The organism is Marivita sp. (genome assembly GCF_022763305.1).
GTDB lineage: Bacteria > Pseudomonadota > Alphaproteobacteria > Rhodobacterales > Rhodobacteraceae > Marivita.
Map to the genome: position 1 here is coordinate 93,208 of NZ_JALEGT010000019.1, position 23,583 is coordinate 116,790.

Annotated in this window: 19 protein-coding genes and 1 pseudogene; 12 read left to right on the top strand and 8 right to left on the bottom strand. The window is 60.5% G+C overall.

What is annotated here, in order from left to right; all coding sequences use genetic code 11:
- Nucleotides 1–2 precede the first annotated feature (2 nt).
- Genes nusA through infB form a run of 3 tightly spaced genes read left to right on the top strand, consistent with a single transcriptional unit; the run spans nt 3 to nt 4,849 of the window.
- Entirely contained in the window at nt 3–1,685 is a 1,683-nt protein-coding gene (gene nusA / locus MRY75_RS03790; protein ID WP_292305816.1) for a transcription termination factor NusA, read from the top strand.
- Between the two features lie 30 nt (nt 1,686–1,715).
- Complete coding sequence (locus MRY75_RS03795; protein ID WP_292305817.1) at nt 1,716–2,363, top strand: RNA-binding protein; 648 nt, start codon at nt 1,716–1,718, stop codon at nt 2,361–2,363.
- The gene (gene infB / locus MRY75_RS03800) at nt 2,360–4,849 is read left to right on the top strand and encodes a translation initiation factor IF-2 (RefSeq protein WP_292305818.1); all 2,490 of its coding nucleotides are present in this window, start codon (nt 2,360–2,362) and stop codon (nt 4,847–4,849) included. The genes MRY75_RS03795 and infB overlap by 4 nt, the downstream gene beginning before the upstream one ends.
- Before the next feature lie 74 nt (nt 4,850–4,923).
- Here the strand turns inward: infB and MRY75_RS03805 are convergent, their stop codons facing one another.
- From MRY75_RS03805 to MRY75_RS03820, 4 genes are all read right to left on the bottom strand, one after another.
- Complete coding sequence (locus tag MRY75_RS03805) at nt 4,924–5,058, bottom strand: hypothetical protein (RefSeq protein ID WP_292305819.1); 135 nt, start codon at nt 5,056–5,058, stop codon at nt 4,924–4,926.
- Between the two features lie 107 nt (nt 5,059–5,165).
- Nucleotides 5,166–5,564, bottom strand: coding sequence for an 8-oxo-dGTP diphosphatase MutT (mutT, locus tag MRY75_RS03810; protein WP_292305820.1), 399 nt, complete (start codon nt 5,562–5,564; stop codon nt 5,166–5,168).
- Nucleotides 5,561–6,790 (bottom strand): bifunctional glutamate N-acetyltransferase/amino-acid acetyltransferase ArgJ, encoded by a 1,230-nt coding sequence (gene argJ / locus MRY75_RS03815; protein ID WP_292305821.1) that lies wholly within the window; start codon nt 6,788–6,790, stop codon nt 5,561–5,563. The genes mutT and argJ overlap by 4 nt, the downstream gene beginning before the upstream one ends.
- Nucleotides 6,791–6,793: 3 nt before the next feature.
- Nucleotides 6,794–7,645, bottom strand: a complete 852-nt coding sequence (locus MRY75_RS03820) for a peptidylprolyl isomerase (RefSeq protein WP_292305822.1) — start codon at nt 7,643–7,645, stop codon at nt 6,794–6,796.
- 174 nt (nt 7,646–7,819) lie between these two features.
- On the opposite strand from MRY75_RS03820, the gene secA reads away from it, so the two are divergent.
- From secA to MRY75_RS03835, 3 genes are all read left to right on the top strand, one after another.
- The gene (gene secA, locus MRY75_RS03825; RefSeq protein ID WP_292305823.1) at nt 7,820–10,531 is read left to right on the top strand and encodes a preprotein translocase subunit SecA; all 2,712 of its coding nucleotides are present in this window, start codon (nt 7,820–7,822) and stop codon (nt 10,529–10,531) included.
- Nucleotides 10,532–10,637: 106 nt separating this feature from the next.
- On the top strand, nt 10,638–11,603 hold the full coding sequence (locus tag MRY75_RS03830; RefSeq protein WP_292305824.1) for a translocase: 966 nt from the start codon (nt 10,638–10,640) through the stop codon (nt 11,601–11,603).
- A 27-nt stretch (nt 11,604–11,630) separates the two neighbouring features.
- Nucleotides 11,631–13,190, top strand: a complete 1,560-nt coding sequence (locus MRY75_RS03835) for a phosphate ABC transporter substrate-binding/OmpA family protein (RefSeq protein WP_292305825.1) — start codon at nt 11,631–11,633, stop codon at nt 13,188–13,190.
- On the opposite strand, the gene radC is transcribed toward MRY75_RS03835, so the two are convergent.
- From radC to dnaK, 3 genes are all read right to left on the bottom strand, one after another.
- Nucleotides 13,187–13,954, bottom strand: coding sequence for a DNA repair protein RadC (gene radC, locus MRY75_RS03840; protein WP_292305826.1), 768 nt, complete (start codon nt 13,952–13,954; stop codon nt 13,187–13,189). The two genes, MRY75_RS03835 and radC, sit on opposite strands and share 4 nt — an antisense overlap.
- Before the next feature lie 97 nt (nt 13,955–14,051).
- Nucleotides 14,052–15,203, bottom strand: a complete 1,152-nt coding sequence (dnaJ, locus tag MRY75_RS03845; protein ID WP_292305827.1) for a molecular chaperone DnaJ — start codon at nt 15,201–15,203, stop codon at nt 14,052–14,054.
- 77 nt (nt 15,204–15,280) lie between these two features.
- Nucleotides 15,281–17,203, bottom strand: coding sequence for a molecular chaperone DnaK (gene dnaK, locus MRY75_RS03850; protein WP_292305828.1), 1,923 nt, complete (start codon nt 17,201–17,203; stop codon nt 15,281–15,283).
- 208 nt (nt 17,204–17,411) lie between these two features.
- Between dnaK and MRY75_RS03855 the strand changes: the two genes are divergently transcribed.
- The gene (locus MRY75_RS03855) at nt 17,412–18,014 is read left to right on the top strand and encodes an alpha-ketoglutarate-dependent dioxygenase AlkB (RefSeq protein WP_292305829.1); all 603 of its coding nucleotides are present in this window, start codon (nt 17,412–17,414) and stop codon (nt 18,012–18,014) included.
- On the opposite strand, the gene MRY75_RS03860 is transcribed toward MRY75_RS03855, so the two are convergent.
- On the bottom strand, nt 18,015–18,845 hold the full coding sequence (locus tag MRY75_RS03860; protein ID WP_292305830.1) for an ABC transporter permease: 831 nt from the start codon (nt 18,843–18,845) through the stop codon (nt 18,015–18,017).
- A gap of 126 nt (nt 18,846–18,971) precedes the next feature.
- Here MRY75_RS03860 and cysQ point away from each other — a divergent pair, with 126 nt between their 5' ends.
- From cysQ to MRY75_RS03885, 5 genes and pseudogenes are all read left to right on the top strand, one after another.
- A complete protein-coding gene (cysQ, locus tag MRY75_RS03865; RefSeq protein ID WP_292305831.1) occupies nt 18,972–19,769 on the top strand; it encodes a 3'(2'),5'-bisphosphate nucleotidase CysQ in 798 nt (265 codons plus the stop codon).
- Nucleotides 19,770–19,777: 8 nt separating this feature from the next.
- Nucleotides 19,778–21,016, top strand: coding sequence for a glycosyltransferase (locus MRY75_RS03870; RefSeq protein WP_292305832.1), 1,239 nt, complete (start codon nt 19,778–19,780; stop codon nt 21,014–21,016).
- Between the two features lie 113 nt (nt 21,017–21,129).
- Nucleotides 21,130–22,020: a UTP--glucose-1-phosphate uridylyltransferase GalU gene (gene galU, locus MRY75_RS03875; RefSeq protein ID WP_292305833.1), complete on the top strand. Its 891-nt coding sequence runs from the start codon at nt 21,130–21,132 to the stop codon at nt 22,018–22,020.
- A 165-nt stretch (nt 22,021–22,185) separates the two neighbouring features.
- Nucleotides 22,186–23,358 carry a glycosyltransferase gene (locus MRY75_RS03880; protein WP_292305834.1) on the top strand — a complete coding sequence of 391 codons (1,173 nt, stop codon included), beginning with the start codon at nt 22,186–22,188 and terminating at the stop codon, nt 23,356–23,358.
- Nucleotides 23,359–23,401: 43 nt separating this feature from the next.
- Nucleotides 23,402–23,583 (top strand): annotated as a pseudogene (locus tag MRY75_RS03885) (glycosyltransferase family 2 protein); the annotation flags it as partial.

The following is a 23,583-nucleotide window of genomic DNA, read 5'->3' on the forward strand; positions in this document are numbered from 1 at the left end:
GCATGGCAATCACTTCCGCCAACCAGTTGGAACTGCTGCAGACCGCCGAAGCGGTGGCGCGCGAGAAGATGATCGACCCCGGACTGGTCGTCGAGGCGATGGAAGAAAGCCTCGCCCGTGCTGCCAAGTCGCGTTACGGGTCCGAGATGGACATCCGCGTGAAGATCGACCGCAAGACCGGTCGCGCGACCTTTACCCGCGTCCGCACCGTGGTCGATGAAGAAGAGTACGAGAACTACCAGGCGGAGTTCACGATCGACAGCGCCAAGCCCTATTTCGAGGCACCGAAGCCGAACCAGAACGCGGTCTGGATGCGGGATGGTCAGGCGCTGACCGATTTCGCGGGTGGCCCGCAGGTGGGCGACATGTTCACCGAGGAAGTGCCCCCGGTGGAAATGGGCCGGATCGCGGCACAGTCGGCCAAGCAAGTGATCCTGCAGAAGGTGCGCGAAGCCGAGCGTGACCGTCAGTACGAAGAATTCAAGGATCGCGCGGGCACCATCATCAACGGTGTGGTCAAGCGCGAGGAATACGGCAACGTCATCGTCGATGTGGGCCGGGGCGAAGGCATCCTGCGCCGCAACGAAAAGATCGGCCGCGAAAGCTATCGCAATGGCGACCGCATCCGCTGCTACATCAAGGACGTGCGTCGCGAGACCCGTGGTCCGCAGATCTTCCTGTCGCGGACCGCGCCCGAGTTCATGGCGGAACTGTTCAAGATGGAAGTGCCGGAAATCTATGACGGCATCATCGAGATCAAGGCGGTTGCCCGTGATCCGGGATCGCGCGCGAAGATCGCCGTCATTTCCTATGACGGGTCGATCGACCCGGTTGGGGCCTGCGTTGGTATGCGCGGTTCGCGTGTTCAGGCGGTTGTGAACGAACTGCAGGGCGAAAAGATCGACATCATCCCGTGGAACGAAGATGTGCCGACCTTCCTTGTGAACGCGTTGCAGCCTGCGGAAGTGAGCAAGGTGGTTCTGGACGAAGACGCGGAGCGCATCGAAGTCGTCGTACCGGATGAGCAGCTGTCGCTCGCCATCGGTCGCCGCGGTCAGAACGTGCGTCTGGCGTCGCAGCTGACGGGCCTCGACATCGACATCATGACCGAGGAAGAGGAATCGCAACGTCGTCAGAAAGAGTTCGAAGAGCGCACGCAGCTGTTCATGGACACTCTGGATCTGGACGAGTTCTTTGCCCAGCTTCTGGTGGCCGAAGGCTTTACCAACCTTGAAGAAGTCGCCTATGTCGAGCTGGACGAACTTCTGGTCATCGACGGTGTGGACGAAGGCACCGCCGAGGAGCTTCAGACCCGTGCCCGCGAATACCTTGAAGAGCAGGCCAAGAAGGCGCTGGAAAACGCCCGTGCGCTGGGTGCCGATGACAGCCTGATCAATTTCGAAGGTCTGACACCGCAGATGATCGAAGTGCTGGCCAAGGATGGCGTCAAGACGCTCGAGGATTTTGCGACCTGCGCGGATTGGGAGTTGGCCGGTGGCTGGACGACCGAAAACGGCGAGCGTCACAAGGACGAAGGTCTGCTGGAGCCCTTCGACATGTCGCTGGACGAAGCACAGCATCTGGTCATGACCGCGCGCGTTCTTCTGGGCTGGGTCGATCCGACCGAGCTTGAGGAAGAGACCGAAGGCGAAGACCTTGGCGATATGGAAGACGAGCAGGCCTGACCTGCCTTGACTTGAGGGACGACGACAGACGTGACACGCGGCGGAAGAGACAAGGATCGGGAGAGCGGACCGGAACGCAAGTGCATTGCGACCGGAGAGGTGCGCCCGAAGGCCGAGCTGATCCGTTTTGTCGTCGGTCCCGACGATCAACTGGTTCCCGACCTGGCGGAAAAGCTGCCGGGTCGGGGTATCTGGGTGACGGCAACGCGCACCGCCCTTGAAACGGCGGTGAAAAAGAACATGTTTCACAGGGCAGCGAAAACGCAACTGCGCGTCTCCGACAGCCTTGTTTCCGATATCGAGCAGCAGCTTGCACGCCGTGTTATCGATCTGATAAGTCTCAGCCGCAAATCCGGCGTGGCGGTTTCTGGCTATGAAAAGGTCAAGGACGTCCTGTCCAAGGAAACAGCCGAAGTGCTGTTGCAGGCGACCGATGGATCGAGTCGCGGGAAATCGAAACTCAGCACGCCGCACTACGGCCATTACATCGGCTGGCTCACGGCGGACGAGCTTGGAATGGCCTTTGGGCGACAAACTGTGATACATGCCGCGCTTGGCGCTGGTGGACTCACGCAACGTGTTGTAGAGGAAGCCCAAAGATTGAAGGGCTTTCGCATCGGAACGTCTGATGCAAAGACAGCGGCAGGGGCCGCTGGGAAGGAAAAAAGAGCTAAATGAGCGATAACGACGGCAAAAAGACATTGGGTTTGCGCGGCGGTCCCCGTTCCGGGAACGTGAAGCAGAGCTTTAGCCACGGACGGACCAAGAACGTCGTGGTCGAGACCAAGCGCAAGCGCGTTGTGGTGCCGAAACCCGGCGCGTCCCAGTCTGCCTCGGGCGGGTCTGCCAGCGCGGCTGTGGCCGCAGCGGGGAACAAACGCCCCGCAGGCATTTCCGATGCGGAGATGGAACGCCGGTTGAAGGCGCTTCAGGCCGCGAAGGCCCGCGAAGGCGAAGAAGCCGCGCAGCGCGAAGCCGAAGAGAAAGCCCGCGCTGAAGAGCGCGAGCGGATGCGCGCCGAAAAAGAGGCCAAGGAGCGCGAGCAGCGCGAGGCCGAAGAGCGTGCGCGCCAGAAGGCCGAAGAAGAAGAGCGCAAGGCGCGTGAAGCCGCGGAAGCGGCCAAGCAGGCCGAGGCCGCACCGGCTGAACCGGCTGTGTCGCGTCAATCCGCTGCCGGCCCGAAACCCGCGCAGCAGCCTGCGCCGCGCAAGGTCGAACGGGAACGCGAAGAGCAGCGCGGCCGCCGCAAGGGCGACGATTCCGAGCGTCGCTCCGGCAAGCTGACGCTGAATCAGGCGCTGGGTGGCGAAGGTGGCCGTCAGAAATCCATGGCGGCGATGAAGCGCAAGCAGGAGCGGGCGCGTCAGAAGGCCATGGGCGGCAACCAGCCGCGCGAAAAGGTCGTGCGCGACGTGCAGCTGCCCGAAGCGATCACGGTGGCCGAACTGGCCAACCGGATGGCCGAACGTGTGGGCGATGTGGTCAAGGCGCTGATGCAGAACGGCATCATGGCGACCCAGAACCAGACCATCGACGCAGATACTGCGGAACTCATTATCGAAGAGTTCGGTCACAAGGTGACGCGCGTTTCGGATGCCGATGTGGAGGATGTGATCAAGGAGGTCGAGGACGCTCCGGAAGACCTCAAGCCGCGTCCGCCGGTCATCACGATCATGGGTCACGTCGACCACGGCAAGACGTCGCTGCTAGATGCGATCCGCGAAACCAACGTGACGTCGGGCGAAGCGGGCGGGATCACGCAGCATATCGGCGCCTATCAGGTGACGACGAAGGATGGCGCAGTTCTGACCTTCCTCGACACTCCGGGCCACGCGGCGTTTACGTCGATGCGGTCGCGCGGTGCTCAGGTGACTGACATCGTCGTTCTCGTGGTTGCAGCGGATGATGCGGTGATGCCGCAGACGGTTGAGGCCATCAACCACGCGAAAGCGGCCAAGGTGCCGATGATCGTGGCGATCAACAAGATCGACAAACCAAGCGCCAACCCGACCAAGGTGCGGACCGACCTCTTGCAACACGAAGTTGTCGTGGAGCAGATGTCCGGTGATGTGCAGGACGTGGAAGTGTCGGCGCATACCGGTCAGGGCCTGTCGGACCTGCTCGAAGCGATCGCGCTGCAGGCGGAGATCCTCGAACTCAAGGCAAACCCGGATCGGTCGGCGCAGGGTGCGGTGATCGAAGCGCAGCTTGACGTGGGCCGTGGCCCGGTGGCGACTGTTCTGATCCAGACCGGGACGCTGCGTCAGGGCGACATCTTCGTCGTGGGCGAGCAGTACGGCAAGGTCCGGGCGCTGATCAACGACAAGGGCGAACGCGTCAAGGAAGCCGGTCCGTCGGTACCTGTCGAGGTGTTGGGTCTGAACGGCACACCCGAAGCGGGTGACGTGCTGAACGTGACCGAAACCGAAGCGCAGGCGCGCGAGATCGCGGAATACCGTGCGAACGTCGCAAAAGAAAAGCGGGCTGCCCTTGGTGCGGCGACAACGCTGGAACAGCTCATGAAAAAGGCGAAGGACGACGAGAACGTCTCCGAGCTTCCTGTGCTGGTCAAGGCGGATGTGCAGGGGTCGGCGGAAGCGATCGTTCAGGCGCTGGAGAAAGTCGGCAACGACGAAGTGCGCGTGCGCGTGCTGCATTCGGGCGTGGGTGCCATCACCGAAACCGATATCGGCCTTGCCGAAGCGTCGGGTTGTCCCGTCATCGGGTTCAACGTGCGTGCCAATGCGTCTGCGCGGAATACGGCGAACCAGAAGGGCGTCGAGATCCGCTATTACAGCGTGATCTACGACCTTGTGGACGATGTGAAAGCGGCGGCGTCTGGTCTGCTTAGCGCCGAGATCAAGGAGACCTTCATCGGCTATGCCGAGATCAAGGAAGTCTTCAAGGTGTCGAACGTGGGCAAGGTCGCGGGCTGTCTGGTCACCGAAGGTGTGGCCCGCCGCAGCGCCGGTGTGCGCCTGCTGCGCGACAACGTGGTGATCCACGAAGGCACGCTCAAGACGCTCAAGCGCTTCAAGGACGAGGTTCCCGAGGTGCAATCCGGTCAGGAATGCGGGATGGCATTCGAGAATTACGACGATATCCGCGAGGGCGATGTCATCGAAATCTTCGAGCGTCAGGAAGTGGAACGCACGCTGGATTGATCCGGCGTGTCACCAGACACAGAAAAGGGCAGCGTCACCGCTGCCCTTTTTCTTTTTCCGATGATCCCGAAGGATCAGCCGCGCGATGCGACCGGCAGACCTGTAAAGATGCGGCTTCCGACGCGGACAGAAATGCGCCCATCGGGCAGGGTCTTTTCAAGAATCCCCTGCACAGACATGCAACTTCCGATGATGATTGTTCTCAGCATGTCAAATCTCCCCCAAGGTCTAACACAGTTTAAGTAGAACGCCGCCTTATTCTTTGCCAGAAAAAAAGACGTCCGCCCGCAAGTTTTGCGCGTTTGGGACGATTTGGTCAGAGCCAGTCACGTAGAATCGGGATCAAGGGGATATCCGCCGGAGGCATGGGATAGTCCTTGAGCTGATTGGCCCGCACCCATTTGAGTGCCTGTCCCTCACGTGATTCGGGGGTGCCGTTCCACTTGCGGCAGGCAAAGAGCGGCATCAGCAGGTGGAACTTCTCGTAGCTGTGCGAGGCGAAGGTGAGCGGGGCAAGACAGCTTTGCCACGTGTCGATGCCCAGTTCTTCGTGTAGTTCGCGGATCAGCGCCTGTTCGGGGGTCTCACCGGGTTCGACTTTGCCGCCGGGGAATTCCCACAGGCCCGCCATGGATTTGCCTTCGGGCCGCTGGGCCAGAAGGATGCGCCCATCGGGGTCGATGAGCGCAACCGCGGAAACAAGAACAACGGTCACGAGCGGTAATCGGCGTTGATCGAGATGTAGCCATGCGTCAGGTCGCAGGTCCACACGGTGGCCTGTCCACTGCCCATGCCCAGATCGACGGTCATAGCGATGTTTTCCTGCTTCATGATCGCCGCGCCCTGTTCCTCGCGGTAGTCCGGATCGACCCAGCCGTTGGTGGCGACTTTGACATCCCCGAACGAAATGCTGAGCGTGTCGCGGTCGGCGGGTGCGCCGGATTTGCCGATGGCCATGACAACGCGGCCCCAGTTGGGGTCTTCCCCCGCGATGGCAGTTTTGACCAATGGCGAATTGGCGATGGACATGGCGTGAGTCTTGGCGTCGGCATCGTTGAGCGCGCCAGTGACTGTGATTTCGACGAACTTGGTAGCCCCCTCGCCGTCGCGGACAACCTGATGAGCGAGGTCCAACATGACATGGTGCAGCGCGTCGCGGAAGGCGGTGTCTTCTGCACCGACTGTCAAACCCGACGCACCTGTAGCGGCGACCAACAGAGTGTCGGAGGTGGAGGTGTCACTGTCGACGGTGATGCTGTTGAAGGTCTTTTCGTTGATCTCGGACACGAAGGCCTGAAGATCGGTCTGAGCGATCTTGGCATCAGTGAAGATATAGACCAGCATCGTCGCCATGTCGGGCGCGATCATGCCCGAACCCTTGGCAATGCCGGCGATGGTCACGGTGCCTCCCGGCAGTTCGACGCTGGTGGTCGATCCTTTGGGGAAGGTGTCGGTGGTCATGATCGCCTTGGCGGCGTTCGGCAGTCCGGACTCGTCCAGATTGCCATACAGCTCTTCGACCTTGGCCGCGATGCGGTCATGCGGGAGGCGTTCGCCGATGACGCCGGTGGAGCTTGTGAAAACGCGGGTGGCGGGCAGGCCGGTCACGCGGGCGACCTCGGCACAAATGGCTTGGACAGACTCGTCCCCTGCCCGGCCTGTAAAGGCGTTGGAATTGCCGGAGTTGACGATGATGGCAGCGCCGCCTGCGTCCTCAAGCCGGATTTTCGATTGGCAGTCCAGTACGTTGGCGGATCGCGTGGCGGACTTGGTGAATGCCCCCGCCACGCAACTGCCGGGGTCAAGAACGGCCAGCATCACGTCGGTTCGCCCGGCATATTTCACGCCCGCGGCCGCGGTTGCAAACCTTGCGCCCTTGATCACCGGCAGCGTTGGGAAGCTGGCAGGCGCGAGGGGCGAAACCGATGTGATCTTGGCCAATTCTTAGTCCTCCAGAAGACCGAGATTGCCGAGGACAGATGTGTCGACATCTTCCTTGGCGGTGCGGGTGACATCAGCGGCGTTGGTCAGTTCGTCGATTTTCTGGCTGACCGCCTGCTGGCTGAGTTGATTTTCGATTTCTGCACGCACGCTGTCCAGAGCAGGCGCTTCCTGGAGGCGCTTCTCGTTCAGCGTGATGACGTGCCAGCCGAATTGCGTCTGCACCGGACCGGAAATCGCGCCTACTTCGAGCGTTTCGACAGCGGACTGAAACTCGGGGACCATCATGCCAGGACCAAACCAGCCGAGCTGACCGCCATTCGGGCCGGAGGGGCCAGTGGATTTCTCGCGTGCGACGGTGGCGAAATCAGCCCCACCATTGAGTTCCTCGACGATGGCGGCAGCCTCTTCCTCGGTCTCGACAAGAATGTGCGAGGCGTTGAATTCCTCGGTCTTGTCACCGTTCACATAGGTTTCTTCGTAAAATGCCTGAACGGCTTCGTCGGTGACGGCGTCGTCAACGATGCCTTCAATGACCTGTGCCGCCAGAAGGGCACGCCGTTCGTTTTCGAGGGCAAGCTGGATGCGACGGGTTTCCTCGCTGCCCTCCTGCTGGCTGAGCACCGTCTGCTGGACGATCTGATCCATGATGCCGTCCCAAAGCACATCGCTGGGAAGCTGCTGGTACTGTTCGGGCAGGGAGGCGCGGATCATCAGCATGTGACCCAGCGTGATCTCGGTGCCGTTGACCGTGGCCACCACCGAGTCTGCCGTCAGCGTATCCTGCGCCTGAACCGGCATGGCCAGCATCAGCGCGAGCGCGCTTGCGGAGAGTTTCGTGATGAGATTCGTCATGTTTATCCTTCCAGAGCCGCCGGTACCGTTGGGGCGACATTGACAGTGTATTTGTCTGACCTTACATCGCCACAAGGCTCTGCGAAGCCAGTCGTTCCCCTGTGACATATGGGCTGTGTGCGAGGCGAGCAAGCAGATGCCGCACACGAAGATGTCAAAGCTGAAAGTGGTTGCATGCTGGGATTAGGTAAAGTCGCGCGCAAGGTGTTCGGAACGCCGAATGACCGCAAAGTCAAGGCGACGCGCCCGCTGATCGAAAAGATCAACGCACTGGAAGCGGAGTTCGAAAAACTGAACGATGCGCAGCTGATTGAAAAAACGGCTGAATTCAAGGCCCGGATCACCAATGGCGAAGCACTGGATGCCGTTCTGCCCGAGGCGTTTGCCAACTGCCGCGAGGCGGCAAAGCGCGCGCTGGGGCTGCGGGCCTTCGATGTGCAGTTGATGGGCGGGATTTTCCTGCATCAGGGCAACATCTCGGAAATGAAGACGGGTGAGGGCAAGACGCTGGTCGCGACTTTCCCGGCCTACCTGAACGCGCTCACGGGGCGCGGCGTGCATATCGTGACGGTCAACGATTACCTTGCCAAACGCGACAGCGAATGGATGAGCAAGGTTTACGGCGCGTTGGGGTTGACCACGGGTGTGGTCTATCCGCGCCAGCCGGACGCGGAAAAGCAGGCCGCCTATGCCTGCGACATCACCTATGCGACCAACAACGAGCTGGGCTTTGACTATCTGCGCGACAACATGAAGTCCGAACTGACGCAGATGTATCAGCGGGACCATTACATGGCGATTGTCGACGAGGTGGATTCCATCCTGATCGACGAAGCTCGGACGCCGCTGATCATTTCCGGCCCGGCACAGGACCGCAGCGAATTGTATGTGGCCATCGACCAGGTGATTCCGTCCCTCACCGAGGAACATTTCACGCTGGATGAAAAGACGCGGAACGTGACCTTCACCGACGAAGGGAACGAATACCTCGAGGAAACGCTGCACGGGCTTGGCCTGCTGCCTGACGAACAATCCTTGTACGATCCGGAAAGCACCACGCTGATCCATCACATCAACCAGGGTCTGCGGGCGCACAAGCTGTATCAGAAGGACAAGGATTACATCGTCCGCGATGGCGAAGTGGTGCTGATCGACGAATTCACCGGTCGCATGATGGCCGGGCGGCGTCTGTCCGAGGGTCTGCATCAGGCAATCGAAGCGAAGGAAGGCTGCAAGATCCAGCCCGAGAACGTCACGCTCGCGTCGGTGACGTTCCAGAACTACTTCCGTCTCTATGAAAAGCTGGCCGGGATGACCGGTACGGCGGCGACCGAGGCCGACGAATTCGCCGAGATTTACGGGCTTGGTGTTGTCGAAGTGCCGACCAACCGGGCGATTGCGCGGATCGACGAGGACGACAAGGTCTATCGCACGGCCAAGGAAAAATACGACGCGATCGTCACCGAGATCAAAGAGGCCCACGCCAAAGGGCAGCCTGTTCTGGTGGGCACGACCTCGATCGAGAAGTCCGAGATGCTGAGCCAGTTGCTGACGCAAGCCGGGCTCAAGCACAATGTCCTAAATGCGCGCCAGCACGAGCAGGAAGCGCAGATCGTCGCCGATGCCGGCAAGCTGGGCGCGATCACCATCGCCACCAACATGGCCGGTCGCGGGACCGACATCAAACTGGGCGGCAATGTCGAGTTCAAGATCATGGAAGCGATTGCCGCCGATCCCGAAGGTGACCCCGAGGCGATCCGGAAGCGGATCGAAGAGGGGCATGCCGCCGACGAAGAGGCGGTCAAGGCTGCGGGAGGTCTGTTCGTTCTGGCCACCGAACGCCATGAAAGCCGCCGCATCGACAACCAGTTGCGTGGCCGCTCGGGCCGTCAGGGTGACCCCGGCCGGTCGTCCTTCTTCCTGTCGCTGGACGATGATCTGATGCGTATCTTCGGCTCTGAACGGCTGGACAAGGTGCTGTCTACGCTGGGCATGAAGGAAGGCGAGGCGATCGTGCACCCGTGGGTGAACAAGTCGCTCGAGCGCGCGCAGGCCAAGGTCGAGGGGCGCAACTTCGACATCCGCAAGCAACTTCTGAAATTCGACGACGTGATGAACGATCAGCGGAAGGTGATCTTCAGCCAGCGCCGCGAGATCATGGAAGCGCAGGATCTGTCCGAAATCGCCCGCGACATGCGCCATCAGGTGATCGACGATCTGGTGGACACTTACATCCCCCCCAAAACCTATGCAGATCAGTGGAATACCCAAGGCCTGCACGAGGCCGTGAAAGAGCTGGTTGGTGTTGACGCCCCTGTCGTCGCCTGGGGAGATGAAGAGGGTGTGGATGCCGAGGTGATCCGCGAGCGGCTCGAGGACGCGTCGGACGAGATGATGGCGAAAAAGGCCGAGGCCTTTGGCGCGGACACGATGCGCCAGATCGAAAAGCAGGTGCTGCTGCAGACGATTGACAGCAAGTGGCGCGAACACCTGCTGACGCTGGAACATCTGCGATCGGTCGTGGGATTCCGGGGATATGCGCAGCGCGATCCGCTGAACGAGTACAAGTCCGAGGCGTTCCAGTTGTTCGAATCCATGCTCGACAGTCTGCGTGAGGACGTCAGCAAGCAGTTGGGCAAGGTTCGCCCGATGACCGAGGAAGAGCAGAAGGCGATGCTTCAACAGATGGCCGCGCAACAGGCCGCGATGGCGCGCGCCGCCGAAGCGGCCACGGCACAGCCGGGCACTCCGCCAGTTGACACTGAAGCCGCCATTGACGGCTTCGATGAAGCCGATCCCACGACTTGGGGCAATCCGGGCCGGAACGATGCCTGCCCCTGTGGATCCGGCAAGAAGTTCAAGCATTGTCATGGACGGCTGGCCTAAGGCCGTCCTGCCACAATCCCGTCCCAAAGTGACCCATTCGCTGCCCTAGGCAGACCCAAATCCTTTGGCATTTCTTCCCGTGCATGTTGTGTATCGGGAGTCTGTCATGGACAGGAAGTTCACTATTCGTATCGCAGCCATCACGCTTTGCGCGGCGCTTGGGATCGGGCTGGTGATGCAGTCCTGGCCATCGTCGAAGCCGCGCAGCGTCACACAGGTGCCTTTGGTGGTGTCCGATGTGCAACCTGTATCCTCGACCCCCCGCGACCTGGTGCCGGTCGATATGCCCATGGTCGCATCACTTCCCGACACTATCGTGTCCGCCGCGGTAACACCTGTCATCGAAACCCCCGAGATCGCGATTCCCGAAGCGCCGGTCGACACCGGTTTTGCCTGTGACGTCGCAATGACCGCGACGCCGACGGCGGGCGCGATGATGTCGGTCGAGATCACGGCCCCCTGCCATGGCAGCGAACGCGTGACCCTGCATCACAACGGGCTGATGTTCACGACCGTGATGCAGCCCGATGGCAGCCTGTCTCTCGATGTTCCCGCCCTGTCCGAACAGGCCCTTGTGATTGCGTCTTTCCTGGATGGCGAAGGTGCGGTTGCAATGACCGAGGTAAGTTCGGTCCCCTTCTATGATCGCGTTGTCCTGCAATGGCGTGGCGATGCCGGGCTGCAGCTGCATGCGCGGGAATTCGATGCCGAGTATTTCACGGACGGCCATATCTGGCATGGCGCCAGTGGAGAACCGAGCCGTGCCGCAACCGGGCAAGGCGGATTTCTGACCACGCTGGGCCGGGTCGACGCGCCGGATGCCTTACTGGCCGAGGTCTATACCTTTCCCTCCGGCATGACGCAGGCGTCGGGTACGGTCGCGCTGACCGTCGAGGCCGAAATCATCGCGTCGAACTGCGACAGAAGCGTCGAGGCGCAGACCCTCGAGATTCGCAATGGCGGCACGCTGTCGTCAAAAGAGCTGACCATCGACGTGCCAGGTTGCGATGCCGTCGGGGATTTCTTGCTGTTGAAAAATCTCGTCGAAGACCTGACAATCGCTGCAAAATAGGCGGGCGGGTCAAAGGCTCTTTGTGAGATGAAACAGTTCTGTGCGGCGCTTTTGGCCGCACTTTTCCTTGTAGTGAGTGCGAGCGCCTCGCGCGCGGATGACGTGACGCTGCGGTCGCGCGATGGAGCGATCGAATTGTCGGGCACCCTTTTGGGCTTTGACGGCGAATATTACCGCGTCGAGACCCAGTATGGTGAATTGACCGTCGATGGATCGGGCGTTCTCTGCGAAGGGCCGGGATGTCCGTCATTGACCCCATTCGTGGCCGAACTCTCGATTTCCGGATCTTCGACCATCGGAGATGTGCTGATGCCCGCACTTGTCGAAGGCTTTGCGCTGCAGTCCGGCCTGAAGGCAGAGCGGATCACCCGGGACGAGGCGCATTTCGACTATGTCCTGACCGGCCCCGAAGGGAAGACGCCGGTCGGCCGGTTCCGATTCCGCGTGACCAGCACCGATGAGGGCTTTGCCGATCTGCTGGCTGACGAGGCGGACCTCGTGATGGCGCTGCGCGAGATTCGTCCGGGCGAATTGTCCCTTGCGGCCGAGGTCGGACTCGGGCAGCTCGACGATCTGAACCGCAGTCGGGTTCTGGCGCTGGACGCAATGACGGTGATCGTGTCGCCAACCAATCCTGTGGCGGCTGTATCGGTGTCGGATCTGGCGCGGATTCTGGCCGGTCAGATCGACAACTGGCGCACATTGGGCGGGCCGGATGCACCAATCACGATCCACATGCGTGACGCTCAGTCCGGCATCGCACAGGCGGTCGAAGATCGCGTGCTTCAGCAAGCCGGGCTGCGCCTGACGGACGAAGTGATACGGCATGCGACCAATGTGGCTTTGGCCGACGCGGTGGCGCGCGACCAGCTTGCGCTGGGAGTGGCGAGTTATTCAGAAATCGGCAACAGCAAGCCCCTGGCGCTGACCGGGACCTGCGGGTTCCAGTTGCGCGCCAATCGGCTGACTATCAAGACTGAGGATTACCCGCTGACCGCGCCGATGTTCCTCTACATTCCAGCGCGACGCTTGCCCAAGCTGGCGCGGGACTTTCTGGCTTATGCGCGTACCGCGCCTGCACAGATCATCACGCGGCGGGCCGGGTTCGTGGATCAGGCACCCGAAGAGATAGCGCTCAATGCGCAGGGGGACCGGTTCGCCAATGCCATCCGCGTGGCCGAGGGCGAGGCGGATTTGCTGGCTTTGAAGCGGATGGTCGATACGCTGGCCCCACTGCGGCGCCTGTCCACCTCGTTCCGGTTCGAGGCAGGGGCGGCACGGCTGGACGCCCAGTCACGGTCGAACGTGCAGCAGTTGGCCCATGCGATCGAGGCCGGAGTTTATGACGGGCGGCAGTTGGTGTTCGTCGGATTCTCCGATGGCGAAGGCCCGGCGGAAGGCAATCTGCGCATTGCGCAGCAAAGAGCGCAGGCCGTGAAACAGGCGATCGAGGCCGCGGTAGAAACAGCCGATCTGTCACAGCTGCAGCTGTCGACTGACGCATTCGGCGAAGCAATGCCGATGGCCTGTGACGACACAAGCTGGGGACGGCAGGTGAACCGGCGGGTCGAGGTCTGGGTGCGCTAGAGATAGCCTTCGGATTTGAAGCTGACCTCGCGCGATTTTCCAATGATCAAATGATCATGCAGGGTAATGCCCATCCCTTCGCAGGCCCGCCGGATGGTCTCGGTCATGTCGATATCGGCGCCTGAAGGCGTCGGGTCACCCGAGGGGTGGTTGTGCACAAGGATCAGTGCCGACGCGTTCAGATCCAGCGCGCGTTTGATCACCTCGCGCGGATAGACGGGGACATGATCGACCGTGCCTTTGCCCTGGATTTCATCCGCGATCAGGACATTCTTGCGGTCCAGAAACAGCACGCGGAAGAGTTCAGTGTCACGATGGGACATCGTCACACGGCAATAGTCGAGCAGCGCATCCCAGCTTGAGATGACAGGGCGTTTCAGAACCCTGCCCTGGGACATGCGGTGCGTCGCGGCTTCGATCAGTTTGAGGTCGAACGCGGTTTCGGGACCCACGCCCTCCACCTCCTTCAGGCGATCGATGGGTGCCGACAAGACGCAGTTGAAGTCACCGAAAGTGGCGATCAGACGATGCGCGACCGGTTTCACATCGCCATTCCGAAGCGATCGGAAAAGGAGAAGTTCGAGCAGTTCGTAATCGGGCAGCGGATCGGCACCACCTGCAATGAAACGGGCACGCAGGCGTTTGCGATGACCATCGATATAGGACGGCTGTTTTTTCCTGATTGCGTCGCTCTTGGACGGCGGCGTGGGCGCGAAAGCCGCGGCTTCGAAGAGCGAAGGTTGTGGAGGACGAGACTGCACCATGTGCTGATCATGGCGCGTGGATCGTTAAGAAAAGGCTAAGCAATCCTGTATGGCCCGAAACGATGAAAGGCCCCGAAGAGTCTCCGGAGCCTTATCATCAGCCTTTCATCGAATCCCAAAAGCCCTTTACAGATTTGAAAAAGCTCTTGGATTCCGGGTTGTTGTCTTCGCTCAGCTCTTCGAATTCACGCAGCAGTTCTTTCTGCTTTGCGGTCAGATTGACCGGTGTTTCCACCGCGAGTTCAATGAACATGTCGCCCTGCCCTGCACCACGCAGCGCGGGCATGCCCTTGCTGCGAAGGCGCATCTGGCGGCCGGACTGGCTTCCTGCCGGGATAGCGACACGGCTGCGACCGCCGTCGATGCTGGGCACTTCGATATTGCCACCCAGGGCGGCAACGGTCATCGATACGGGCACGCGGCAATGCAGGTGCACCCCATCACGTTCGAAAAGATCGTGCTTGGCCACCTCGATAAAGATGTAGAGATCGCCCGGAGGTCCGCCGCGCAGACCCGCCTCACCCTCACCAGCAAGACGGATACGGGTGCCGGTTTCCACGCCCTTCGGGATATTCACGGACAGAGCACGCTCTTTCTGGACGCGGCCAGCCCCGCTGCATGTCTTGCAGGGGTTCTTGATCGTCTGGCCCAGACCGGAACAGGTCGGACAGGTGCGTTCGACAGTGAAGAACCCTTGGGTCGCACGAACCTTGCCCATGCCGGAACAGGTGGGACAGGTCGTGGGTTCGGCCCCGCCTTCGGCACCAGAACCGTTGCAAGACCCACACTGGACCGAGGTTGGCACCTGGATCGTCTTCTGCAGACCCCCATAGGCATCTTCAAGCGTCACACGCAGGTTGTAGCGCAGGTCGGCCCCGCGCGAAGCGCGCTGACGCCCGCCACCACGGCCGCCGCCCATGAAATCACCGAAGAGATCGTCGAACACGTCAGAAAAGGCGCTGGCGAAATCGCCCTGTCCGCCGCCGCCAAAGCCACCGGGACGACCACCGCCGCCCATGCCGCCTTCAAAGGCCGCGTGGCCATAGCGGTCATAGGCCGCTTTCTTGTCAGCGTCCTTGAGAACCTCGTAGGCCTCGTTCGCTTCCTTGAACTGCTCTTCCGCCTTTGGATTGTCTGCGTTGCGATCGGGATGAAGCTCTTTCGCCTTGGCGCGATAGGCTTTCTTGATCTCGTCAGCAGAAGCGCCTTTCTTGAGGCCGAGCACTTCGTAGTAGTCACGTTTGGACATCATGCCCTCCTTCTACGGAACGAGAGAGGCCGGCCCGGTGTCCGGACCGGCCCCTTTTCGGTTCCGCCCAACCAGCGTCAGGCGCGCTTGTTGTCGTCGAGATCTTCGAAATCGGCATCGACGATGGAATCATCGTCGTCACCGCGTCCACGGTCTGCCGCAGCGGGTTCCGAGTCGCCCTCTTCCTGCTGCGCCTTGTAGATCGCTTCGCCCAGCTTCATGGCCGCTTCGGTCACGTTCTGGATGCCCGACTTGATCTTGTCGGCGGTGGACTTTTCGTCTTCCAGATCATCCTTGAGCGCCGCGATGGCCAATTCGATTGCTTCGACCGTGGTCGGGTCAACCTTGTCGCCGTGCTCTTCCACCGACTTCTCGGTCGAATGGATGAGGCTTTCGGCCTGGTTGCGGGCCTCGACCATTTCGCGGCGTTCCTTGTCCGCTTCGGCGTTCGCCTCTGCGTCCTTGACCATCTTCTCGATGTCCTCGTCGGACAGACCACCGGACGCCTGAATGGTAATGTTCTGCGTCTTGCCGGTGCCTTTGTCCTTGGCCGACACGGACACGATGCCGTTGGCGTCGATGTCGAACGTCACCTCGATCTGCGGCATGCCGCGCGGTGCGGGCGGGATGTCTTCGAGGTTGAACTGACCGAGCATCTTGTTGTCGGCCGCCATCTCGCGTTCCCCCTGGAACACGCGGATCGTCACGGCGTTCTGGTTGTCCTCGGCGGTCGAGAAAATCTGCGACTTCTTCGTCGGGATCGTAGTGTTGCGGTCGATCAGGCGGGTGAACACGCCACCCAGCGTTTCGATGCCCAGCGACAGCGGGGTCACGTCGAGAAGGACAACGTCCTTCACGTCACCTTGCAGAACGCCAGCCTGAATGGCCGCGCCCAGCGCCACAACCTCGTCCGGGTTCACACCCTTGTGCGGCTCCTTACCGAAGAACTTGGTCACTTCCTCGACCACTTTCGGCATGCGGGTCATACCACCGACCAGCACGACTTCGTCGATGTCGGAGGTCGACAGACCTGCGTCCTTCAGAGCGGCCTGACACGGCTTCATCGACGCCTTGATGAGGTCGCCAACAAGGCTTTCCAGCTTGGCGCGTGTCAGCTTCATCACGAGGTGAAGCGGCTGGCCCGTCTTGCTGTCCATCGAGATGAACGGCTGGTTGATCTCGGTCTGGCTGGAGGACGAAAGCTCGATCTTGGCCTTTTCCGCAGCTTCCTTGAGACGCTGGAGCGCCATCTTGTCCTTGGTCAGGTCGACGCCGTTCTCTTTCTTGAACTCGTCGGCAAGGTAGTTGACGATCCGCATGTCGAAGTCTTCACCACCAAGGAAGGTGTCGCCGTTGGTGGATTTCACTTCGAAGAGGCCGTCGTCGATTTCGAGGATGGTGACGTCGAACGTACCACCGCCAAGGTCATAGACCGCGATCGTCTTGCTGTCTTTCTTGTCGAGACCATAGGCCAGCGCGGCGGCTGTCGGTTCGTTGATGATCCGCAGCACTTCGAGGCCCGCAATCTTGCCCGCGTCCTTGGTTGCCTGACGCTGTGCGTCGTTGAAATACGCCGGAACGGTGATGACCGCCTGCGTTACGTCTTCGCCAAGATACGACTCGGCGGTTTCCTTCATCTTCTGCAGGATGAAGGCGGAAATCTGGGAGGGGCTGTACTTGTCACCCTTGGCGCGCACCCATGCGTCGCCATTGCCGCCATCGATCACCTCGAACGGCATGTTCTTGCGGTCCTTCGCAAGATCGGCGTCATCGTTGCGGCGACCGATCAGGCGCTTGACGCCGAAGACGGTGTTTTCGGGGTTGGTGACAGCCTGACGCTTTGCCGGCTGACCGACGAGGCGTTCGTCGTCGGTGAATGCCACGATGGACGGGGTTGTGCGCGCCCCTTCGGAGTTTTCAATCACGCGCGGCTGCGATCCATCCATGATCGCGACGCAGCTGTTGGTTGTTCCGAGGTCAATACCAATCACTTTGGCCATGTTTTCGATCCCTTCATGTCTTAAGGCGATGTCACGAGACGAAGACCCATTCCGGCATCCCGCCCCGCATTTCATTCCGCCGACCATTCGGTTCAGCGGGTCCGGAGGGTATATAAGGAGGCATCCGGACGCCTGCAAGCGCCGCATCTACCGCGACTTTCTGAAAATTCGGTATGTGTTCCCCGGTTGCCCGCATTATCCTTGGAGAATGACCGTATTGCATGTCCGAGACTTCGCGATTCACACCGGATATTTCCCACCTGACGCGCAGGCCGCACTTGTGTCAGACCTGCGGGAGGTCCTGACCCATGCGCCGCTGATCCAGCCGGTGACGCCTCGGGGCAAGCCGATGTCCGTGCGGATGAGCGCGGCTGGTCGATATGGCTGGATCAGTGACCGCAAGGGCTACAGGTACGAAGCCCGGCATCCTTCGGGCGTCCCGTGGCCCGCGATTCCGGATCGGCTGTTGCGGATGTGGCAGGATCTTGTACCTGACGCGCGGGCGCCGGAATGCTGCCTGATCAACTGGTATGACGCATCAGCCCGGATGGGCCTCCATCAGGACCGGGACGAGGCCGATCTGACTCAGCCGGTGGTGTCAGTCTCACTCGGGGATGAGGGATTGTTCCGGATGGGCAATCCGACCCGCGGCGGCAAGACCGAGTCGGTTTGGCTTCGATCCGGCGATGTTGTGGTGATGAGCGGCGCTGCCCGGCTGGCCTATCACGGGATCGACCGCATTCGCCCGAACAGTTCTACCCTGATGCCAAAAGGGGGCCGCATCAAACTGACTCTGCGGGTTGTGACCTGATCAGCGCCGCGCCGACCACGAGGCCGACGCGTGTTTGCGGGTGTAGAATTCGCCCATGAGACCGATCATCAGCAGGGTCAGCGAGAGGTAGACCACGTATTCCCAGTTCGTGTTGCGCGGCACGTAGTTGATGAACGCAAAGCCCCGCGCCTGATCGATCGTGTGGAAAAGCGGGTTCCAGTCGAACATGGACACCATGAAGGAAGGCAGGGAATTGGCGACAAACATCTTACCCGATGCGATCATGTTGGCGCGCTTGTAGACGTTGGACAGGGTCGACGTGAGGCCGGGCAACCATGGCTTCATCGCCAGAAAGACCATACCGACCGCGCCGCCGGAGAACCATGACAGCAGAAGCATCCCCATCACCGGTGCCGGATCGACGATCTCGGTCAGCACATACGGGTTCATCGCAACGTCATAGACAAAGAGGATGAAGAAAATGGCCAGCATCTGGATGTAAAGGACAGACAGCATGCCGGAGACGATGGAAATGAAAGTGTTCATTGGCGCGTGCTGCATCATCGCGCTGGAGGGGCCTTCGCTGCCAAGGACTGCACCCACCGCCTTGTTGTGAGTCATGAACATGAAGATGCCGGTCAGCAGGAAGATGACGAAATCGCCCCGCAGGGCCAGGCTTTTCATACCCATGATGCTGAACATCACATAGAAGAAGAGCACGAAAAGCAGTGACTGGAAGACACTGACGGCAATCGACATGAACGCGTTGCCGTGGGTCTTGCGCACGGAGCGCACCGTGTTGTGGTAGATCAGTTCAAGGATCTGGAACGCTGACGACACATTGTTCGTCGGAACCGATTTCTGAAACATGGCCGGTCTGCCTCTGCCGTCGCCCGCGTCTTTCCGTCAATTGACCTGACTGTTGTTGCGGACATTTGTTAAGGCAATGATAAGAGAGGCGCGCCTGTAAATCAATCGACCCGAGGACCGACCCGCATGGATTACGAAACCCTGACACAGACGATGCGACGCCTTGCGCTCGAGGCCGGTGACAGGATCATGGAGATCTATGAGGCGGATGATTTCGACATTCGCGCGAAATCTGACGCGAGTCCGGTCACGGCGGCGGACGAGGCGGCGGATGCGTTGATTTCGGCTGGCCTGCGGGCTGCGTTCCCGGAAATCGCCCTGATCACCGAGGAACAGGCCGACACCCATGATCTTGATGTGCGTGACTTCCTGATCGTCGATCCGCTGGACGGCACCAAGGAGTTCATCAATCGCCGGGGCGACTTTACCGTCAATATCGCGCTCGTGGAGAACGGTGTCCCGACGCGGGGTGTGGTCTATGCGCCTGCGAAGGATCGGCTCTTCTATACCGACGCCTCTGGTCGCAGTGTCGAGGAAACCGGCGCCTTCGACAAGCAGACACCAGGCGCCACAAAGGCCATCCAAGTCTCGGATCCGGACAGCGCGGCTTTGATGGTGGTGGCGTCGAAATCCCATCGCGATCAGGCGACCGACGATTACATCAACCGATATGCCGTCAAGGACAGCAAGAGCGCGGGATCGTCACTGAAGTTCTGTCTTGTTGCGACGGGAGAAGCGGATTTTTACCCGCGTCTTGGCCGGACGATGGAGTGGGACACCGCTGCGGGTCACGCGGTTCTGACCGGCGCAGGCGGGCGGGTGTTGCGGCTTGATGATCTGGAGCCGCTTGCCTATGGCAAGCCCGGTTTTGCCAATCCGTTCTTCGTCGCGACGGCACCGGGCATCGACCTGAGCCCTGTCTGAACGGGACGATGGCAGAGCCCGCCATCAGCGTCATCGTCGTCAGCCGTGATCGGCCCGACTGGCTTCGACGCTGTCTTCTGGCGGTCCGGCAACTGGATTACCCCAGATTCGAGACCATCGTTGTGGCCTGCCCCAAAGGAGCTGCGGTCGCTCGTGAGGCCGCAGGGGTGCGGGTGATCGACTTTGATCGCGCCAACATCTCGGAGGCGCGTAATGCCGGCATAACTCTGGCGCGGGGCGAGGTCCTGGCCTTCATCGACGATGACGCGGTGCCCGAACCCACCTGGCTCGCCCATCTGGCCGGGGCTTTTGACGCCCCAGAGGTTCAGCAGGCCGGCGGCGTGACACTGGGTCGGAACGGCATTTCCCTGCAGCATGGAGCCGCGCGCGTGGACGCATCCGGGGTCAGCCATCCGGCCGCCATTGAAGGCGATTCCGTCTGTATCGTGGCGCCTGAGGACGACCGGCTTCCCAGGTTGCACGGCACGAACATGGCGCTGAGGCGTTCAGCGGTCGAGCGGATGTACGGTTTTGACCCGCGGTTTGCGTTCTATCTGGACGAAACCGATCTGACCTACCGGATTTCCCGCAGCGGTGGGCAGACAGCCTTTGTGCCCAAGGCCATCGTGCATCATGCCAGCGGTCCAAGCCGTTACCGCGATGCTGATCGTACACCCCGCCACGTCTTCGAAATCGCCGCATCGGCGGCAGTCTTTCATGCCAAGCACACGCCGCAAGCGGACCGTGATCGTGCGCGGGCGGAGTTTCTGACCGACCGTCGCCACTGGATCCTGCGACATATGCAACGAGGAGGTCTGACTCCGGATCAGGCCTGGCGGATGATCCGTGACCTGAAGGCTGGATATGCCGAAGGCTTTCAGCGCCCGCAGTCAGACCCGGTTTTGCAGACGCTGCATCACCTGAACGACATTTTCCAGAAAGAGTCGGAAGCCAGAGATGTGTGTCTTGTGGTCGATCACGGACGCTCGGCGGCCGCACGCGCGAAGTCCAAGTCATTGGTTGCGCAGGGACATCGGGTGACGGTTCTGGACTATACCCACACTGCGCGGTTTCACCACGTGCGCTTTGTCGACGAGGGGTATTGGCTGCACACAGGAGGGATCTTCGGCCGCGAACTGCGCGACGAACCCGTGTTCCGCATGCTGTCAAAGGCTGAACGGGTGCGGCGGACACAGGCGCGCCTGCACGGGATCAGGTCAAAAAAAATGCTCGATTTGGATCATTAGACATAAATTCGCCAAAAGTCCTTATTATTTCGGGTTCGAAGCCGTACACTTACGTACGAGTTTGTGACGTAACCATCGACGCGCAGTAAGACGCGATACGGAGGAGCAGCCCGATGCGTAAGAAAGTAACCAAAGCCGTATTTCCTGTTGCCGGGCTTGGCACACGATTTCTGCCGGCGACCAAATCGGTGCCGAAGGAGATCATGACCCTGGTCGATCGTCCGCTGGTCCAATACGCCATCGACGAAGCCCGCGCGGCGGGTATCAAGGAATTCATCTTCATCACCTCGCGCGGGAAAAGCGCGCTTGAGGATTATTTCGACGAGTCCCCCATTCTTGAACGCGAACTGCGCAAGAAGGGCAAACTGGACATTCTCGAAGACCTGAAATCCACCAACATGGAAAGCGGCGCCATCGCCTATATGCGCCAGCACAAGGCGCTTGGCTTGGGACACGCGGTCTGGTGCGCGCGGCGTCTGATCGGTGACGAGCCCTTTGCCGTGATGCTGCCGGACGATGTGATCTCGGCGGAAAAGCCATGCCTTCAGCAGATGGTCGAAGCCTACGAGGAAACCGGCGGCAACATGGTCGCCGCGATGGAAGTGCCACGTGACAAGACATCGAGCTACGGCATCCTCGACGTGCAGGACGATATGGGCGCAATGGTGTCCGTCAAGAACATGGTCGAGAAGCCCAAGGTCGAAGACGCCCCGTCGAACCTTGCCGTGATCGGGCGGTATATCCTTGATCCGCAGGTGCTCAAGAACCTCAACAAGCTGAAAACCGGTGCCGGTGGAGAAATCCAGTTGACCGACGCAATTGCCCAGGAGATCGACGGTACAGGTGTTTATGGGTATCGCTTCCGTGGCCAGCGGTTCGACTGCGGCTCGAAGGCGGGCTTCCTGCAAGCGACGGTCGCCTTTGGTCTGGCCCGCGATGACCTGAAGGACGATCTGCGCAGCTTCCTTGATTCCGTCATGCAGATCGAGAAAGCGGCCGAGTGAGCCAGACGGGTTGAAAAACGGTTAGCGTAGGACATATCGAGTCAGGTGGCGCGCTCGTATCCAGGGATCACGTCAGGTATCCCCGCTGCTCGACAAGAGGCGACTGGTTGCCACGTACCCGTGACATCAATTGCGCATAGCCCCGCAGCTGCACATCTTCTGGATGTGACCCGCACGGTCCGCCGTGCGCGGATGAAACCGACTGGCATCGACCGGATCGAACAGGCCTACATTGATCATCTCATAGACGATCCGGCACCGCTCTACGGTCTGGTTCGGACGCGCTTGGGGTTTCTACTGCTCGACAAGACGGGATGTCGCCAGCTGTTGGCCCATAACGAAGTACCTGTCTGGACGCATTCCGATCTTCTGTCCCGCGTGTCGAATCGGGGCGACGGTGCGCGCGCAGCAACGGAAAGCGGGCTGCGCAAGATCGCACTCGACCGCGCGGTGCCAGCGCGACTGCCCCAGATGCTGCGCCGACACCTTCCACCGGGTACAGTGTATCTCAATGTCGGACAGAGTCAGTTCAACGACCGTGTGATAACGGCGCTGGCACGCTGTGATGATCTTCGGATCGGGATCTACATTCATGACACGATCCCGCTCGACTGGCCCGAGTTCCAGACACCGAAATCCCGCCAGGCCTTTCGGGCATTCTTTGACAAGGTGGATCGCCATGCGGATCTTGTCTTTTGCAATTCCGCAGACACGCGGGAGCATGTGCTGCGCCACGCCAGTCGGCTGCCCCCGGATACTGTGCATGTGATCCTGCCCGGTCTGCCCGACATCCGCATTGAGACACCCCCCGAGGGGCCCTGGACAGGCAAAGCCTATTTCATGGCGATTGGCACGATCGAACCACGCAAGAATATCGGCTTTCTCTTGGACCTTTGGGAAGGTTTCCAGGGACCGGATGATCCGCATCTGATTGTCTGCGGTCGCCGGGGATGGATGAACGAAGAGGTCTTCGCCCGGCTGGATGCGCCACCTCCCAACGTGCACGAGGTGTCCGACCTGCGGGATGCCGAGATGTGGGGCCTCTTGCACGCCAGCACCGGACTGTTGTTTCCCAGCCATGCCGAAGGATTCGGTTACCCTGCGGTCGAGGCCGCACGGCTGAATGTGCCGCTGATTTGCAACCCTTTGCCTGTATTTCGTGAGGTTCTCGGCGAAAGACCCATTTACGCGAAAGAGTCCGATTGCTACGTTTGGCACCAAGAGATTGAAAAACTGGCGCAAAGACGCCGGGATCAAGGCGGTGAGCAGAACGGGATGATGTCTTTAGAGACCCTGACTTGGCAGGCACATTTCAATAAACTATTCACAAGTCTTTGATACCTACGCGTGGTTTGCGACCACATTGGCAGGCAGCTGACTCTTGGGAGTGGTGCAAAGATATGGACTAAGGCTCCAGCGCAAACGCTGGAGGTTCCGCGCGTTCCGAAAACGCCGCGAGCTGAAACCTGTGTCCAATCGCACCGACCGAATTCGCAAGACGGACATCCTGCTCTTCTGCACCGTGCGAAACGAAGGTATCCGTCTGCCCTATTTTCTGCAGTA

What these genes read in the sequence shown, in the direction of transcription:
- cysQ (WP_292305831.1), top strand. Translation starts at nt 18,972, where the DNA reads ATGGATTACGAAACCCTGACACAGACGATGCGACGCCTTGCGCTCGAG.
- MRY75_RS03805 (WP_292305819.1), bottom strand. Translation starts at nt 5,058, where the DNA reads ATGCTGAGAACAATCATCATCGGAAGTTGCATGTCTGTGCAGGGGATT.
- MRY75_RS03835 (WP_292305825.1), top strand. Translation starts at nt 11,631, where the DNA reads ATGAAACAGTTCTGTGCGGCGCTTTTGGCCGCACTTTTCCTTGTAGTG.
- MRY75_RS03830 (WP_292305824.1), top strand. Translation starts at nt 10,638, where the DNA reads ATGGACAGGAAGTTCACTATTCGTATCGCAGCCATCACGCTTTGCGCG.
- infB (WP_292305818.1), top strand. Translation starts at nt 2,360, where the DNA reads ATGAGCGATAACGACGGCAAAAAGACATTGGGTTTGCGCGGCGGTCCC.
- MRY75_RS03855 (WP_292305829.1), top strand. Translation starts at nt 17,412, where the DNA reads ATGACCGTATTGCATGTCCGAGACTTCGCGATTCACACCGGATATTTC.
- nusA (WP_292305816.1), top strand. Translation starts at nt 3, where the DNA reads ATGGCAATCACTTCCGCCAACCAGTTGGAACTGCTGCAGACCGCCGAA.
- dnaK (WP_292305828.1), bottom strand. Translation starts at nt 17,203, where the DNA reads ATGGCCAAAGTGATTGGTATTGACCTCGGAACAACCAACAGCTGCGTC.
- galU (WP_292305833.1), top strand. Translation starts at nt 21,130, where the DNA reads ATGCGTAAGAAAGTAACCAAAGCCGTATTTCCTGTTGCCGGGCTTGGC.
- MRY75_RS03820 (WP_292305822.1), bottom strand. Translation starts at nt 7,645, where the DNA reads ATGACGAATCTCATCACGAAACTCTCCGCAAGCGCGCTCGCGCTGATG.
- secA (WP_292305823.1), top strand. Translation starts at nt 7,820, where the DNA reads ATGCTGGGATTAGGTAAAGTCGCGCGCAAGGTGTTCGGAACGCCGAAT.
- radC (WP_292305826.1), bottom strand. Translation starts at nt 13,954, where the DNA reads ATGGTGCAGTCTCGTCCTCCACAACCTTCGCTCTTCGAAGCCGCGGCT.
- MRY75_RS03870 (WP_292305832.1), top strand. Translation starts at nt 19,778, where the DNA reads ATGGCAGAGCCCGCCATCAGCGTCATCGTCGTCAGCCGTGATCGGCCC.
- dnaJ (WP_292305827.1), bottom strand. Translation starts at nt 15,203, where the DNA reads ATGTCCAAACGTGACTACTACGAAGTGCTCGGCCTCAAGAAAGGCGCT.
- MRY75_RS03860 (WP_292305830.1), bottom strand. Translation starts at nt 18,845, where the DNA reads ATGTTTCAGAAATCGGTTCCGACGAACAATGTGTCGTCAGCGTTCCAG.